A 14,362-nucleotide genomic window follows, 5' to 3' on the forward strand; every position below is an offset into this window, starting at 1 on the left:
CTTATGCTCACCCATAATCCCCAGCGGATACTGAACAGGCATCTCCCATCCAGCAAAATCAACCATCTTACCGCCCAACTCAACATGCAACGAATGCAAAGGCGTGCGCTTAACTTCGGTCATTTTAGAAACCTTTCGATCAGCGGGATTGGTCGCGAACAACTGTCACGGTGCAATGCGCATTACGCACGACGCGGGCCAGGTTCGGGCCAATCTCATAATTCGGGAAATCGCCTTTGGTCGATGCCATGACGATCAGGTCAAAGCCGTCCTTGTAGGCCAGCTTCAGGATTTCGCGGTAGACGCTGCCTTCTTCGACGTGGATCGCCACGTCGGAGGCATTTCCGTGATCCAGAATGGCTTGAACTGCGTTGCGCACATGCTCTTTGGCGCCTTCGCCATAGTTGGCGGGTAGGTTCGGCAACTGGATGATCTCGGGGATGACGGCAACCGCGTGCAGTTCCGCGCCATAAAACTTAGCCTGTTCAAGCGCGAGCGGCAGGGCGTTCTTCCAAGAGCGGTCGTCGGTGTGATCAATAGGCAGCAGGATTTTCGTGGCCATCACGTCTCTCCTCGAGATATGGAATTCTGTTTTCAAAGGCGGAGGGCCGGGATGGCCCTCCGGTTTTTCAGGCCAAAGTTATTCGGCAGGAGAGCCGCCGGGCTCTTCCGATTGGCCGCCCGAGGCGAAGAACTCTTTCGTCAGTTTGAAGACGATCGGGCTCAGCAGCGCCAGGGCGATCAGGTTCGGGATAGCCATCATGGCGTTCAGCGTATCCGCCAGCAGCCAGATGAAGCCCAGATCTGCGGTTGCGCCGAAATAGATCGCGACGATCCACAGGATGCGGTACGGCATCAGGGATTTGACGCCCAGCAGGAATTCGACGCATTTCTCGCCGTAGAACGACCAGCCCAGGATTGTGGTGAAGGCAAAGATCGACAGAGCGATTGCGATCAGGTGACCACCGCCCGGCAGCGAGTTTGCGAAGGCCAGAGAGGTCAGCGCCGCGCCTGATTCACCCGAAGTCCATGCACCGGAGGAGATGATTGCCAGACCGGTGATCGAGCAGACGATGATGGTGTCGATGAACGTGCCCAGCATCGCGATCAGGCCCTGGTTGACCGGACCTTTGGTCTCGGCTGCGGCGTGTGCGATCGGGGCCGAACCCAGACCGGCTTCGTTCGAGAAGACGCCACGTGCCACACCGAAACGGATAGCGGCCCAGACGGCTGCACCCGCGAAACCACCTTCGGCGGCCGAGGGGGTGAACGCGTAGGTGAAAACCAGCGACAGTGCGTGACCGATGTTGCCGATGTTGATCAGCAGAACCAGCAGACCGGCGATGATGTAGGCAATCGCCATGAACGGAACCAGTTTACCGGCAACCGCACCGATGCGGGTGATGCCACCCAGAATAACGGCTGCAGTCAGAACCATCAGAACTACGCCGGTGACCGAGGTGTTCACGCCGAAGTTCGATTCCAGAACCTGAGCCACACCGTTGGCCTGTACGCCGTTGCCGATGCCGAAGGCTGCGATTGCGCCGAACAGCGCGAATGCGACGCCCAACCAGGCCCATTTCGCACCGAGGCCGTTCTTGATGTAGTACATCGGACCGCCGACATAGTTACCCAGCTCGTCTTTCTCGCGATACTTCACCGCGCAGACGGCTTCGGCATATTTGGTGGCCATGCCCACCAGGGCGGTCATCCACATCCAGAACAATGCGCCCGGACCGCCCAGGAAGACAGCAGTGGCCACACCGGCGATGTTACCTGTACCGATGGTCGCCGACAGCGAAGTCATAAGCGCGTTGAACGGGCTGATCTGCCCTTCGCCCTGACCTTCACGGCCTTTGAACAGCAGGCTAAAGCCCGTGCCAATGCGCAGGATCGGCATGAATTTCAGGCCGACCTGCAAGAAGAAGCCGACGCCAAGAATGAGAACCAGCATCAGCGGCCCCCACACGACGCCATTGATGGCCCCTACGATTGAATTTAACGCTTCCATGGTTTCCCTCCCATTTGCGTTAGGTTTATGCCCCGTCTGCGATGGCCCGCTTGCGGGCCTGCTTAAGAGCAGCGAAATCTTCGTCCGCGTGGAACGACGAACGGGTCAGCGGTGTGGCTGACACGTGCAGAAAGCCTTTGGAACGGGCGATCTGTTCCAGCTGGGCGAACTCCTCCGGCGACCAGAAACGGTCGATAGGGTGGTGTTTCGGGGTCGGCTGCAAATACTGGCCGACCGTCAGAAAATCGACATTGGCCGCACGTAGGTCATCCATCACCTGACGCACGTCGTCTAGTGTTTCTCCTAACCCTACCATAAGACCAGATTTACTGAAAATTCCGGGGTTTGCGCGTTTTGCGTCGTCCAGCAATCGCAGCGATGTATAGTAGCGCGCGCCGGGACGGACCGTTGGGTACAGGTGGGGCACGGTTTCCAAATTGTGGTTGAAAACATCCGGTGCAGCCTCGAACACGATATCCGCCGCATCGCCTTTGCCCAAAAAGTCTGGGGTCAGCACCTCGACAGTGGTGCCGGGGTTCTGGTGGCGAACGGCGCGGATCGTTTGCGCGATATGCTCAGCCCCACCATCGGCCAGATCATCGCGATCGACCGAGGTGATCACTACATGGCGCAGTCCCAGCTTTTTGACTGCCGCTGCAACCCGGCCCGGCTCAAACGCGTCCAGCGCATCGGGACGGCCTGTGGCGACGTTGCAGAAGGAACAGCCGCGGGTGCAGATCTCACCCATGATCATCATGGTGGCGTGGCGTTTGGACCAGCACTCACCGATATTGGGGCAGGCGGCCTCTTCGCACACAGTAGCCAGATCGTGGTCGCGCATCAGGCGACGCGTTTCGTAATACTCAACGCTGTCACCCTTTTTCTTTCGAATCCACTTTGGCTTGCGGGGGATGACACTGTCAGCCTTCTTGGCCTTTTCAGGGTGGCGGGGGCGAAGCTGGATGGTCATCTGGCGGTTCCCTCTTAGGCGTGGATCGCGCGGCCCATGGCGTCAAGGCAGGCCTCTTTGACCGCCTCACCCATGGCCGGATGTGCATGACAGGTGGAGGCGACTTCGGCGACGGTGGCGCCCTTGGTCATTGCCAGAACCAGTTCGGCGATCAGATCACCGCCGTGGGCGCCGCAGATATGCGCGCCAAGGATTTTTCCGTTCGGATCAGCCAGCACTTTGACTGCACCGTCGGTTTCTCCGGTCGAGCGCGCGCGCGAGTTGGCCATGAAGGCGAACTTGCCAACCGAATATTCGGTGCCTGCTTCCTTCAGTTCCTCTTCAGTCAAACCAACTGAGGCGACCTCGGGATCGGTGTAGACCACGCCCGGAACCGTGTTGTAATCGACGTGACCGGCCTGACCGGCCAGCATTTCGACACAGGCAACACCGTCCTCTTCAGCTTTATGCGCCAACATCGGGCCGGGCACACAGTCGCCAATGGCGTAGATGCCAGGAACCGAGGTCTGGAAAGTGCCGTCGACTTCAATAAAGCCGCGCTGGCTTACAGTGACGCCCAGCTCTTCCAAGCCAAGCCCACGCGTAACAGGGCGGCGGCCGACGGCGATCAGGACCTTATCGGCCTCGATTACCTCTTCCTTGTCTTTGCCCACGCGATCTACGGTCAGAGATAGGCCTGCGTCGGTCTTGCTGACCGATTTCAGCGCTCGACCCAGTTGGAACTTCAAACCACGTTTCGACAAAGCACGCTGCGCCAGCTTGGCGATCTCGCCATCAATGCCTGGCAGCACGCGATCCAGATACTCGACAACAGTGACCTTAGCGCCTAGTCGCGCCCAGACCTGACCCAGTTCCAAGCCGATCACACCCGCGCCAATTACGACCAGATGCTCCGGCACGCTCTCCAGTGCGATCGCACCGGTCGAACTGAGGACGTCCTGCTCATCGATCTCGATCCCCGGCAACGAGGTCGGTTCCGAACCGGCGGCGATCAGAATATTCTTGGTCTCGTGAATGTCGTCGCCGACCTTGATCTGTCCAGTTGCAGGAATGCTGGCCCAGCCTTCGATCAGGTCAACGCCGTTCTTCTTGAACAGAAACGCGATACCCTTGGTCAAATCGCCTACGATCTTATCTTTGCGCCCCATCATAGAGGGCACGTCGATGCTGGCCCCCTCGACCGCAATGCCATGGGAGGAGAGATGTGCAAGTTCGGCATATTTGGCCGAGGAGGTCAGCAACGCTTTGGAGGGGATACATCCCACGTTCAGACAGGTTCCGCCAAGCGCCCCGCGTCCTTCGACGCAGGCCACTTTCAGTCCTAACTGAGCCGCGCGGATTGCGGCAACGTAGCCGCCCGGTCCGCCTCCGATGACAATCAGGTCGTAGGTCATTTTTGTTCTTTCAGTAAATCGGGTGGCTTGCGCAGAGTGCGTGAACTTTTTCGCGGGTGGCTTTTTCGACGGCCTCATCACCGATCTGGTTCTTTGCCAGCGCGTCCAAAACATCACCGATCAGATTGCCGATCTGCCTGAACTCTTCCGGTCCAAAGCCACGGCTGCACCCGGCAGCTGTGCCCAGTCGGATGCCGCTGGTCACTGTGGGTTTTTCCGGGTCGCCCGGCACGCTGTTCTTGTTACAGGTGAATCCTGCACGCTCCAGAGCAGCTTCGGCATCTTTACCGGTCACGCCAACGGGGCGCAGATCCACCAGCATCAGGTGGTTCTCGGTTCCGCCCGAGACGATGTCGCAACCGCGTGCCATCATCACGTCGGCCAGAGCCGAGGCGCTGTCGACCACACGCTGCATGTATTCTTTGAACTCGGGCTTCAGAGCTTCGCCGAATGCAACCGCTTTACCTGCGATCACATGCATTAGCGGGCCGCCTTGCAAGCCGGGGAACACAGCCGAGTTGATCTTTTTCGCTAGTGCTTCGTCATTGGTCAGGATGATGCCGCCACGCGGGCCGCGCAGCGTCTTGTGGGTGGTCGACGTCACCACATGCGCGTGACCAATGGGCGAGGGGTGCAGACCAGTTGCAACCAGACCGGCGATGTGCGCCATGTCCGCCAGCAACCAGGCGCCAACCTCATCTGCGATGGCGCGGAAGCGGGCGAAGTCGATTTTTTGCGAATAAGCCGACGCGCCGGCAATGATCAGCTTGGGCTTTTCGGCCTTGGCCAGTGCTTCAACTTGATCATAGTCGATCAGGCCTGCCTCGGTCAGTCCGTACTGAATAGGACGGAACCATTTACCAGATTGTGCAGGTTTCGCGCCATGGGTCAGGTGGCCACCTGCGTCCAGCGACATGCCAAGGATCGTGTCACCGGGTTGCAGCAGTGCCAGTTTGACGGCTCCGTTTGCTTGCGCACCGGAATGTGGCTGGACGTTAGCAAATTCGCAGCCAAACAACTGCTTCAACCGGTCGATGGCTTCCTGTTCTACCTCATCCACATACTCACACCCGCCATAGTAACGGCGACCGGGATAGCCTTCGGCGTATTTGTTGGTGAGGACCGAGCCCTGTGCATCAATCACGGCCTGTGAAACGATGTTCTCCGATGCGATCAGCTCAATTTGTTCTGCCTGACGTGCCCCTTCGCGGGCAATCGATGCAGCGATTGTCGGATCAGCTTCGGTAAGTGTCGTTTTAAACATGGTGTCCTCCTTTTCGAATCTCCCGTTCGAAACTTTGTTTCCTATAGTGGAAAAATGGTCGCCAAAGCAACATTTTTCTCACATTCGCAAAGTTGCGTGCGTTGCGGGGAATTTGTATGCTTGGAAGGAAAGGGAGTTTTTCATGGGTGAAGATCAAAGAAATGAAGCCTCTAACCCTGAGGAGCAGGATGAAGGCGCGGCGCTCGGGCGTTCCATCCGCGATGCACGACGGGAAAAGGGCTGGACTCTGGAGGAGGCCGGTCGGGCGGCAGGAATTGGGCGTTCCACCTTGTCTAAGATCGAAAACAACCAAACCAAACCCAGCTTCGAGATCGTACGGCGGCTGACCCAGGCGCTGGATTTAAAGCCGCCGCAGTTGTTTCTACAGTCGGGTCAAACCGGCATTACTGGTCGTCGCGACTTCACAGCTAAGGGGCAGGGTGAGTTTCGTGAAACGGCAACCTATCTGCACGAATTGTTGTGCTCTGACCTGACAAGCAAACGCATGCTGCCTTATGTTGCCACGATCCGGGCGCGAGATATTTCCGAGTTTGACCCATGGGTTCGCCACTCGGGTGAAGAATTCATGTATGTGTTAAGTGGTGAACTGATCTTTGTATCGGAACACTATCGTCCACTACCGATGAAGGCAGGGGACTCGCTTTACTACGATAGCAGCATGGGGCACGGCTGCGTGTCTACCAGTGAGGAGGACGCTCAAGTCCTGTGGGTGTCGCTGGAATAAACCAACGCGGCACGCATCTGTGTTGGCTCCAGTGAAGCCCTCAGGGCGTATCGATTTCTGTGTGGGCCATGCCGCTCAAAATTCCTCGATGGATTCCACCTCCAACGGTTCCGGCGCATCGGGTAGGGCTCCTTATGTTGGTGGGTTTTGTGCCAGCGCATGCTTGACCAATTGCTGATCCGTCGCGCCAACCGTGTCTGGAGTGTGACATATCCTGCGGTTTCGCGAGGCATTGCCGTCGTCACTTTCGCGACGATGCGCATGATCAGCAACCCGGCAATCAATAAACCGCTTACTATGTGAAAGCTTAGCGGGCAGTATCCGTTCACGACTCAAGAGACATTGACGCACCTTACGATGCGTTTCTTTCGTTTAGGAACTTCATCGTGTTTTCAAGCCCTTGCCGCATGTGATCTTCAAGGTGAATCAGCATGTCATCCAAGCTGTCCCCATTGGCAAGCTCGATGTAAGTGTCGTGAGATTCCTGGAGCGGGCCGCCCCGCCCATGTGCCTTCTGATGCATGGCAAAGTAGAACTGGAGGTTGGGTTTCAGACGTTCCCAGCTTTGCAGCAGAAGGGTATGCCCCGAAAGCTCGTAGCACCATGAGTGGAGGTGCATTTCGGCCATGATCGCGCCGTAGGGATCGTTGTCCGAGATGCAATCGCATAGTCGATTGTTGCGCATCTGAAGGTCGGCGAGGCTGACCAGGTCACGCTTGTCCCAGCAGAACTGAAACGCCATCTTCTCGAGTCCCGTTCGGAACGAGTAGATTTCGTCCAGATCAATCGGATCGAGTGTGCGAAGGAAAGTTCCGCGGAAGGGGATGTAAACAAGAAGCCCAATCTCACTCAGTTGAACCATCGCTTCGCGCAATGTGGCGCGGCTGACATCCAGCTGAGCGGCAACCTGGGTTTCAAGCAGTTTAGCTCCGGGCTCCAGGTCTCCGGTCAGGATCAGTTTCTGTAGACGCTCCAGCGTTCTGTCTTTCAAGGTATCGCCGGATTTCTCCGCGGAGGATGCTTGTCGTGTCATGTCGAACCCGTTGATGGAACATCTAATGGATGGAAGGCGAGGTTACGTTGCTAGGCCAAGATAGCCAGAAAAATGATTGCAACTGAACTGCCTATTTCACTCCTTTGGCCGACTGCGACAGATCGTTATCAAGGTAATTGGCCATTTGAAAATTGTCGACAATAATAATAATTGTCGACAATTTCAAGATACCGCTGTATCGTCATGGCAGGTGGGGATTCGAAAAGCTCCGAACCTTGGCTGCGATTGCCCACTCCATCGGCAAGAGATGATCACCCGGTCTGAAACCGGGATGACGCAACAGGTGAAAAGGGAGTTATTCATGTTGTCGACCGGCATCCTCAAAAAGAGAATACATACCGGGCTTGCGGCGTTTGGCGCGGCCGCGCTTTTGGCAGGCGCCCCGGCGAAAGCGGAAGAGTTTCTGACAATCGGCACCGGCGGCGTAACCGGTATTTACTATGCTGTCGGTGGCGGCATCTGCCGGCTGGTCAATCAGCAACGCAAGGAACATGGCATTCGTTGCTCGGTCGAGAGCACGGGTGGATCAGTATACAACTTGCGCACCATGCGCGAAGGCGAGTTGGAGATGGGAATTGTTCAGTCGGATTGGCAGTTCCACGCCCTGAACGGGACCAGCCTGTTCGAAGAGGATGGACCAGACGCTGAACTCCGCAGCCTGTTCTCGCTGCATCCTGACACGGTCATCATTGCCGCACGCAAAGATACGGGAATTGTGTCCCTGGATGACCTCGGCGGTCGGACCATCAATTTGGGCAACCCCGGGTCCGGAACACGTGGAACAGCCGAAGTTCTCGTGGACGCGATGGGCTGGGATATGGATCACTTTGGATTGGTGACCGAACTGAAATCCGCCGAACAGTCTTCGGCGCTGTGCGATAACACTATCGAAGCGTTTCTGATGGTTGCAGGAAACCCGGTGGCCAACGTGCTGGAAGCCGCCACAACCTGCGATATCAACATCATTCCTGTTGAAGGTGACGCAGTGCAGACGCTGGTCGAGAGCAAGCCCTACTATGGGAACGTAACCATCCCCGGTGGCCTCTACCGCGGTGTAGATGGCGACGTGCCATCTTTCGGCCTTCCGTCCACATTCGTGACCTCCTCAAACGTGCCGGAGGAAACTGTCTACGTGATGGTCAAGGCGGTTTTTGACAACTTTGATGCTTTCAAGTCATTCCACCCGGCTTTTGCAAACCTCAAGAAAGAGGAAATGGTGGTTAATGGGTTGTCCGCACCAATGCATCCCGGGGCGGAGCGCTATTTCCGCGAAGTCGGGCTGATAAACTAAACTCACATCCGAGGCGGCGGTCGCCGTCGCCTCTGCACCCTTTCGACGTAACGCCCACCTACGAGTAATAACATGAGCGAGCAAACCCTGAGCCATTCCACTCATGACGCGCAGGAAGACGCGCGCAATCGAGACATCAAGATCTTTCTCAACGGCAAGATCGTGCCGCGAAGCGAAGCGATGGTGTCCGTCTATGACTCCGGCTTCATGCTGGGCGATGGAATGTGGGAAGGTTTAAGGCTCTATAACGGGACATGGGCGTTTTTTGACGAACACATGGATCGGTTTTTCAACAGCTGCAAAGCCGTTTCAATTGATGTTGGCATGACCAAAGATGAGGTGCTGCAAGCGCTCAATGACACGGCTAAAGCTAACGGGATAACGACTGACGCGCATTGCCGGTTCATGGTGACCCGCGGACCAAAGGACAAACCGTTTCAGCATCCGGGGTTATCTCGTTCTGGGCCCACGGTGGTTGCAATCGTGGAGCACTCGAAACCGGTAGACAGCCTCACAAGCCGGGGCATTCGACTGGCCACCGTTCCACAGGTGCGCGGCCTGCCAATGAGCCAAGACGCCAAGTATAACAGCCACTCGAAGCTGAATTGCGTCATCGCATGCCTACAGGCAGAACAGGCTGGCGCCGACGAAGCCCTGATGCTAGACCCACATGGATTTGTGAACACGACGAATGCGTGCAACTTTTTCATTGTACGCCGCGGTGAGGTTTGGACCTCCACAGGCGATTACTGCATGAATGGGGTGACCCGCCAAAAGGTCATAGACCTGTGCCGGGCTAACGACATACCGGTATTCGAGAAGAACTACTCGCTCTATGAAGCGTACGGAGCCGACGAGGCCTTTCTGACCGGTACATTCGGCGCGCAAACACCCGTTGCGTCAATAGATGGGAAGAAGATCGGAGAGCATGACGGTGCAGGGCCGATGACCCGTCGCCTGCGCGAGCTTTACAAAGAGCTTGTGCAACGAAGCACGCTGAAGGTTGCGAGCTGATTGTATGGCGCAGGTTGTGGACCCAGAAAGTCAGAGCCGTCTGGATGTAGGCGATCGCGGCTTATTGCTTTTGGGGTGCGGTAAGATGGGCTCCGCATTGTTGAACGGCTGGCTCAATGCCGGGCTGGACGCGGAAAAGATCATTGTCCTGGACCCGCGTCCGTCTAACTGGCTACAGCGCCTTACGCGACGCGGCCTGCGACTAAACCAACAACCAGAAGAACCGCCTGCTGTTGCGGTAATTGCGACGAAGCCTCAGGTCATGACCTCTGCTTTGTCGGATCTGAATTCACTTGGGTCCGGGCAAACTCTTTTCGTATCGGTCGCCGCTGGCACTTTGATTTCGACCTATGAAGAGTTGCTGGGTACGCAGACGCCAATTGTACGCACAATGCCAAACACACCTGCATCGGTTGGTTCTGGTATCACCGCTCTTGTCGGCAATGTCTGTACGACGGCAAGTCACATGGAACTTGCAATACAACTGATGCGGGCAGTTGGCGAGACCGTGGTCCTCGATGATGAGGATATGCTTCACGCAGTAACAGCGATTTCCGGAAGCGGTCCGGCCTATGTGTTCGCGATGGCAGAAGCATTGGCAGAAGCCGGGAGAGAATTGGGTTTGGCTCAAGAAGTTTCCGCCAAACTAGCATCTGCGATGATTTCAGGTAGCGGCGATTTGATGCGCCTCAGCCCAAACTCACCTGCCGAACTTCGAAATCAGGTTACGTCCCCAAATGGAACAACTGAAGCCGGCCTGCAGGAGTTGATGTCCCTTGAGAAAGGGGTTTTCCCGCTAATTCTAAGGACTGCGCAGGCTGCTCATAGTCGCAGTATCGAGCTGTCTCTAAGCACCGACGTGAATTGATTTCAAATCCTCCTCAGTAACTTGTTGCGGTGATGTGCTCGGTCAATCACGCCTTAACCCTCCGAGAAATGCCCCCGTTTATGCCCCCGGCACCCGGACCACCCGCTAACAACTATAGCGGGTTCTGCGGGGGTGCCCCTCCCACGTTGCGGGAGGAGCGGGTTAGCTGGTTTGAAGTCGAGATTTCTGCATAGCCACAGGGCTATAGTATATCCCAATCGACCCCGTTCGCCTGCCGATCACGCTCATCCTGAAGGTTATCACGGCGGTCACCGACGGTCAGATGGCGGGGATTAATACAGCGACGGTTATGACAGCGATGCCGGATTACCTGATCGCGGGTGGCGGGGGGTGTTGACCTGCAGAAAAAATCTACTACTTTGCCTTTACCGACGTTATCGGCTTACCTTGCGTCGAACTCGTTTCACGACAAGACGCTTCGCTACCTACTGCTAGTCATGAACTGCCTAGCTACTGAGCTCCGCTCTAGGGTGTCTATCAGGGATTTGGACTGAGGGCACTATCCATTAACCGCATAACAAATGCGCTCGCTTACTTCACACTAGCATCTTCGTGACGAGCCGCGGCCTGGACATCTTCCATAAATTTCAATGCCTTAAGGGCAAGTAGGTGGATATGATCTCCAAACTTCATGACACGTCCTCGACGACGGGGGTGGAAAACAATGCTCCAGTCCCAAACCAACCGCAGCGCAAACGGCGAAAAAGGACAAAACCGGAAGACACGACTCTGGAGCAATCTGAGACTGTCCATGCCTCGGACCCAAAAGAAAAACTGTGTCGATTTCTGGCGGAAAACTATGTCAGAAAGGAAGGTCGCTTCTTTCCGATAAAGAATCCAACTTCCGCCATGTCCGCGACCGACCTACGTCGAGTGGCCATTCTACAAATAAGGGAGAAGTTTCCTGAAATCGAACTAGACAACGATCTTTGGCGTGAGGTGTATCAATTTGCCGTAGAGGAGGTTCACTCGGACAAGTCGCAAACTGTCGCGGTCTGGAGCCACCGCATTGAATGCTACGCATCTAATTCAGATGGGCTTGTCTGGTTCGATGGGTCAGCAACGAATCCATTCGTGGTCTCGCCCTGAGTACAGAAATATGGGGGTGGATAAGGCTGACTACGGTTTATTTGCTGAACTCTTGAAACGCATGTTTCCACACTACAGCGACCAAGTTTTCTATCTCGATTGGTTGTCTTGGAGCCTCCAGAACGAAGACAGCAAGCCTGGATTTTCCGTCCTGCTGTATTCTCAAACCAAGGGTACTGGCAAGAGTTCGATTGCATTGACCCTTGCCAAGCTCTTCGGACAGAGCAACTCCATCGGTATCAATGGTATCTCCAAGCTGACATCCCGTTTCAACCAAACACTGATGTCGAAGAAATTCATCGCATGTGAAGAGGCCAAACTGAAACCGGGAACCGATGCGGGCAATGCGGTCAAGTCGTTCATAACGGAACCCAGAGTTGCTGTAGAGGGCAAAGGAAAGGAGGTGACGGAAGTACGCAGTGTCAGCGTTTATCTGATGACAACTAACCACCCGCCACACTGGATCGAGCCAGACGACCGGCGATTTTACGTGATCGAAGCAAATCACTCAGGCCACGCTTCCGGCCCAGACCATCAGGACTTTCAGTCCTTCATGACCCGCTACTATGCCTACCTGGGCGAACCGGCGAATATCGCTCGTCTTTATGAGGCATTGATGGCTCGTCAGCAATCCAACGGCTTCAATCCTCGCTTCATCAACATAGCTGCCGTAGATACTCCTATCATGAGACGACTGCACGCCGCTTCGGGTGAGGTTCCACAGCAGGAACTGGCAGAGATAATTGCCAAGAAAAGGGTATACGCGGTTCCGCAAAGTGAGTTGCGTCGCATTTTTGCCGAAACGCTAAAAGCCAACCCTAACAGAATTACTCACTTCATGAACGAATTGGGCAGGATGTCAGAAAGCGTGAAGTGGGGCGGTGTCGACTATGCCCGAGTTTTTTGGGTTCATCCTGACTATCGGGTGTCGAACGGTCGCGTACTTGGACCTAACGGCTACGACGAACCTGTTAACCCGGCTGAAGATGAAGTGGAGATCATTGAATGAGGGCTCCAGTTTTCCGCGAACGTGGACAGTTACAGGCATGGTACGAAAATTTACTTGCTAACCACTACGAAGAGTGTCGTCAAAAAGTACAGGAATTGCTGAATGACACCGAAGAAGACCGGAACGGTTGTTTGCTCACGCCAACAGTTGGGCCGAGAAAGCTACGATTCCGGGGGCAGCAAGATCGAGCATACAGGTTCGTTTATTGCATCACCCACCGGCTTGCCGCCACCCGCGATCAGGTAATCCGGCATCGCTGTCATAACCGTCGCTGTATCAATCCCCGCCATCTGACCATCGGTGACCGCCGTGATAACCTTGAGGATGAGCGTGACCGGCGGGCGAACGGGGTCGACTGGGATATGCTATAGTCCTGTGGCTATGCAGAAATCTTGACTTCAAACCAGCTAACCCGCTCCTCCCGCAAAGTGGGAGGGGCACCCCCGTAGAACCCGCTATAGTTGTTAGCGGGTGGTCCGGGTGGCTGGGGCATAAACGGGGGCATTTCTCGGAGGGTTTAGCCCCAAGAGCCTGTCGCTATTCCATGTTCCGATGAACTGGCTGGGGTGGTAGGATTCGAACCTACGATACACGGTACCAAAAACCGCTGCCTTACCACTTGGCTACACCCCAACGGTGAGGCGCTATCTACGATTGTTGGTTGGAGGGTTCAAGAGCTTTTCGGCTAAAAAATCGGCTTGGAGCAAATTTTATTTTCTACACCTGGGAAGTGCTCTGTGCTTCGATTGAAGTACGATTGTTCGGGGCGGCATTTAACAGAGAATGGCCCACCGGCTAGCCCCGCGCGGACCCAACTCTGTCGGACAGCTGAGCGTATTGTCGTGTCTTCGATAGGACGCGTGCGGGCGGTGACTTAGATTGGCAACTTATTATTGAGCGAGAAACAAAGTTCGATGGCGCCGTGAATGGCTCCTGAACTGATAGACAAGTATGGCGAAGCCCTGTGGACGGCGGGGTGATCGTGCTACTCACGGATTTCCGATATATCGACGCCCCAAAGGTTCGACTTTTGAGCCCAGCCGCGATAGCCGCCAGCCGAGATATGACACCAATCCACGTTACAACTGCCCAATCGGGCTACGACTCCGGATTCGAATTGTGCTGCGATTTGTGAATTGGAATCGGGGCTGGTGTAGACAGGCAGCAACTCGGATTCGATCAGTACGGTGCGAACGCCGGACAGTAGAGCGTAATGAACCCACCCTCCCGCACCATCGCGGTCCTGAACTTTGCGCCAGTTGCCGTATTCGGCTGTGATTTGCAGCGGCATGCCGCGCCGTTTGAATACCCAGTCGATTCGATGCGTCAGCGACGGACCCCGGCGGACGTTGCCCTCGGCGGCCTTCATCGAGACGTAGCGAGGCAAGGGCAGGTTGGTGACCGGGCCACGCTTTTCCTGTGCGCTGGCGGCCAGACTGCCCAACACCAATAGAAATACGGACGAAACCACCAGAAGGCGGCATTTAACCGTTAGAAAACCACTCACTGACTGCCTGCTCTTATGCCCGTTGATCTGGTTTAGAAAAAAGGTCGTCTCAATGCGATTGGGGTTCTTGTGCCCCGCCTTATCCTGAGCCACGATGCCATGGCGCGCGAAGGTTTGCAAAGCGA

General features: G+C 55.8%; 16 protein-coding genes, 1 tRNA gene and 1 pseudogene. 7 read left to right on the forward strand and 11 right to left on the reverse strand.

What is annotated here, in order from left to right:
* From gcvT to glyA, 6 genes and pseudogenes are all read right to left on the reverse strand, one after another.
* Positions 1-123, reverse strand: a pseudogene (gcvT, locus tag ABLN94_RS03050) (glycine cleavage system aminomethyltransferase GcvT); the annotation flags it as partial.
* 16 nt (positions 124-139) lie between these two features.
* The gene (locus ABLN94_RS03055; RefSeq protein ID WP_352989018.1) at positions 140-562 is read right to left on the reverse strand and encodes a universal stress protein; all 423 of its coding nucleotides are present in this window, start codon (positions 560-562) and stop codon (positions 140-142) included.
* Between the two features lie 78 nt (positions 563-640).
* Positions 641-2,011 carry an alanine/glycine:cation symporter family protein gene (locus ABLN94_RS03060; protein WP_352989021.1) on the reverse strand — a complete coding sequence of 457 codons (1,371 nt, stop codon included), beginning with the start codon at positions 2,009-2,011 and terminating at the stop codon, positions 641-643.
* Between the two features lie 25 nt (positions 2,012-2,036).
* Positions 2,037-2,981 (reverse strand): lipoyl synthase, encoded by a 945-nt coding sequence (gene lipA / locus ABLN94_RS03065; RefSeq protein ID WP_352989024.1) that lies wholly within the window; start codon positions 2,979-2,981, stop codon positions 2,037-2,039.
* Between the two features lie 14 nt (positions 2,982-2,995).
* Positions 2,996-4,375: a dihydrolipoyl dehydrogenase gene (gene lpdA / locus ABLN94_RS03070; RefSeq protein WP_352989027.1), complete on the reverse strand. Its 1,380-nt coding sequence runs from the start codon at positions 4,373-4,375 to the stop codon at positions 2,996-2,998.
* Between the two features lie 10 nt (positions 4,376-4,385).
* Complete coding sequence (glyA, locus tag ABLN94_RS03075; protein ID WP_352989030.1) at positions 4,386-5,639, reverse strand: serine hydroxymethyltransferase; 1,254 nt, start codon at positions 5,637-5,639, stop codon at positions 4,386-4,388.
* 142 nt (positions 5,640-5,781) lie between these two features.
* On the opposite strand from glyA, the gene ABLN94_RS03080 reads away from it, so the two are divergent.
* Positions 5,782-6,384 carry a helix-turn-helix domain-containing protein gene (locus ABLN94_RS03080; protein WP_170496967.1) on the forward strand — a complete coding sequence of 201 codons (603 nt, stop codon included), beginning with the start codon at positions 5,782-5,784 and terminating at the stop codon, positions 6,382-6,384.
* Between the two features lie 352 nt (positions 6,385-6,736).
* On the opposite strand, the gene ABLN94_RS03085 is transcribed toward ABLN94_RS03080, so the two are convergent.
* On the reverse strand, positions 6,737-7,417 hold the full coding sequence (locus ABLN94_RS03085) for a GntR family transcriptional regulator (protein WP_352989033.1): 681 nt from the start codon (positions 7,415-7,417) through the stop codon (positions 6,737-6,739).
* 322 nt (positions 7,418-7,739) lie between these two features.
* Between ABLN94_RS03085 and ABLN94_RS03090 the strand changes: the two genes are divergently transcribed.
* The 3 genes from ABLN94_RS03090 to proC all read left to right on the forward strand — a co-directional run bounded on the left by ABLN94_RS03090 (position 7,740) and on the right by proC (position 10,611).
* Entirely contained in the window at positions 7,740-8,729 is a 990-nt protein-coding gene (locus ABLN94_RS03090; RefSeq protein ID WP_352989036.1) for a TAXI family TRAP transporter solute-binding subunit, read from the forward strand.
* A 72-nt stretch (positions 8,730-8,801) separates the two neighbouring features.
* Positions 8,802-9,743 carry an aminotransferase class IV gene (locus tag ABLN94_RS03095; RefSeq protein ID WP_352989039.1) on the forward strand — a complete coding sequence of 314 codons (942 nt, stop codon included), beginning with the start codon at positions 8,802-8,804 and terminating at the stop codon, positions 9,741-9,743.
* Positions 9,744-9,747: 4 nt separating this feature from the next.
* Entirely contained in the window at positions 9,748-10,611 is an 864-nt protein-coding gene (gene proC / locus ABLN94_RS03100; protein WP_352989042.1) for a pyrroline-5-carboxylate reductase, read from the forward strand.
* A 202-nt stretch (positions 10,612-10,813) separates the two neighbouring features.
* Here the strand turns inward: proC and ABLN94_RS03105 are convergent, their stop codons facing one another.
* On the reverse strand, positions 10,814-10,939 hold the full coding sequence (locus ABLN94_RS03105) for a hypothetical protein (RefSeq protein ID WP_352990148.1): 126 nt from the start codon (positions 10,937-10,939) through the stop codon (positions 10,814-10,816).
* Between the two features lie 302 nt (positions 10,940-11,241).
* On the opposite strand from ABLN94_RS03105, the gene ABLN94_RS03110 reads away from it, so the two are divergent.
* Together ABLN94_RS03110 and ABLN94_RS03115 are read left to right on the forward strand one after the other, a co-directional pair.
* On the forward strand, positions 11,242-11,721 hold the full coding sequence (locus ABLN94_RS03110) for a hypothetical protein (RefSeq protein ID WP_352989045.1): 480 nt from the start codon (positions 11,242-11,244) through the stop codon (positions 11,719-11,721).
* 16 nt (positions 11,722-11,737) lie between these two features.
* The gene (locus tag ABLN94_RS03115; RefSeq protein WP_352989047.1) at positions 11,738-12,730 is read left to right on the forward strand and encodes a primase-helicase family protein; all 993 of its coding nucleotides are present in this window, start codon (positions 11,738-11,740) and stop codon (positions 12,728-12,730) included.
* A gap of 161 nt (positions 12,731-12,891) precedes the next feature.
* Here the strand turns inward: ABLN94_RS03115 and ABLN94_RS03120 are convergent, their stop codons facing one another.
* Positions 12,892-13,020 carry a hypothetical protein gene (locus tag ABLN94_RS03120; RefSeq protein ID WP_352990171.1) on the reverse strand — a complete coding sequence of 43 codons (129 nt, stop codon included), beginning with the start codon at positions 13,018-13,020 and terminating at the stop codon, positions 12,892-12,894.
* Between ABLN94_RS03120 and ABLN94_RS03125 the strand changes: the two genes are divergently transcribed.
* Entirely contained in the window at positions 12,976-13,101 is a 126-nt protein-coding gene (locus tag ABLN94_RS03125; RefSeq protein ID WP_352990150.1) for a hypothetical protein, read from the forward strand. The genes ABLN94_RS03120 and ABLN94_RS03125 overlap by 45 nt on opposite strands.
* A gap of 187 nt (positions 13,102-13,288) precedes the next feature.
* Here the strand turns inward: ABLN94_RS03125 and ABLN94_RS03130 are convergent.
* Positions 13,289-13,363: transfer RNA gene (locus ABLN94_RS03130), tRNA-Gln, on the reverse strand.
* Between the two features lie 352 nt (positions 13,364-13,715).
* Complete coding sequence (locus tag ABLN94_RS03135) at positions 13,716-14,204, reverse strand: SH3 domain-containing protein (protein ID WP_417750501.1); 489 nt, start codon at positions 14,202-14,204, stop codon at positions 13,716-13,718.
* Positions 14,205-14,362: the final 158 nt, after the last annotated feature.

It is taken from the genome of Ruegeria sp. SCP11 (assembly GCF_040329455.1).
In the GTDB taxonomy this organism is placed as follows: Bacteria; Pseudomonadota; Alphaproteobacteria; order Rhodobacterales; family Rhodobacteraceae; genus Ruegeria; species Ruegeria atlantica_E.

Bases quoted from the DNA above. Each gene is read 5' to 3' on its own strand.
- ABLN94_RS03055 (WP_352989018.1), bottom strand. From the start codon at position 562: ATGGCCACGAAAATCCTGCTGCCTATTGATCACACCGACGACCGCTCT.
- ABLN94_RS03090 (WP_352989036.1), top strand. From the start codon at position 7,740: ATGTTGTCGACCGGCATCCTCAAAAAGAGAATACATACCGGGCTTGCG.
- lpdA (WP_352989027.1), bottom strand. From the start codon at position 4,375: ATGACCTACGACCTGATTGTCATCGGAGGCGGACCGGGCGGCTACGTT.
- lipA (WP_352989024.1), bottom strand. From the start codon at position 2,981: ATGACCATCCAGCTTCGCCCCCGCCACCCTGAAAAGGCCAAGAAGGCT.
- ABLN94_RS03120 (WP_352990171.1), bottom strand. From the start codon at position 13,020: ATGGCGGGGATTGATACAGCGACGGTTATGACAGCGATGCCGGATTAC.
- glyA (WP_352989030.1), bottom strand. From the start codon at position 5,639: ATGTTTAAAACGACACTTACCGAAGCTGATCCGACAATCGCTGCATCG.
- ABLN94_RS03080 (WP_170496967.1), top strand. From the start codon at position 5,782: ATGGGTGAAGATCAAAGAAATGAAGCCTCTAACCCTGAGGAGCAGGAT.
- ABLN94_RS03085 (WP_352989033.1), bottom strand. From the start codon at position 7,417: ATGACACGACAAGCATCCTCCGCGGAGAAATCCGGCGATACCTTGAAA.
- ABLN94_RS03060 (WP_352989021.1), bottom strand. From the start codon at position 2,011: ATGGAAGCGTTAAATTCAATCGTAGGGGCCATCAATGGCGTCGTGTGG.
- proC (WP_352989042.1), top strand. From the start codon at position 9,748: ATGGCGCAGGTTGTGGACCCAGAAAGTCAGAGCCGTCTGGATGTAGGC.
- ABLN94_RS03095 (WP_352989039.1), top strand. From the start codon at position 8,802: ATGAGCGAGCAAACCCTGAGCCATTCCACTCATGACGCGCAGGAAGAC.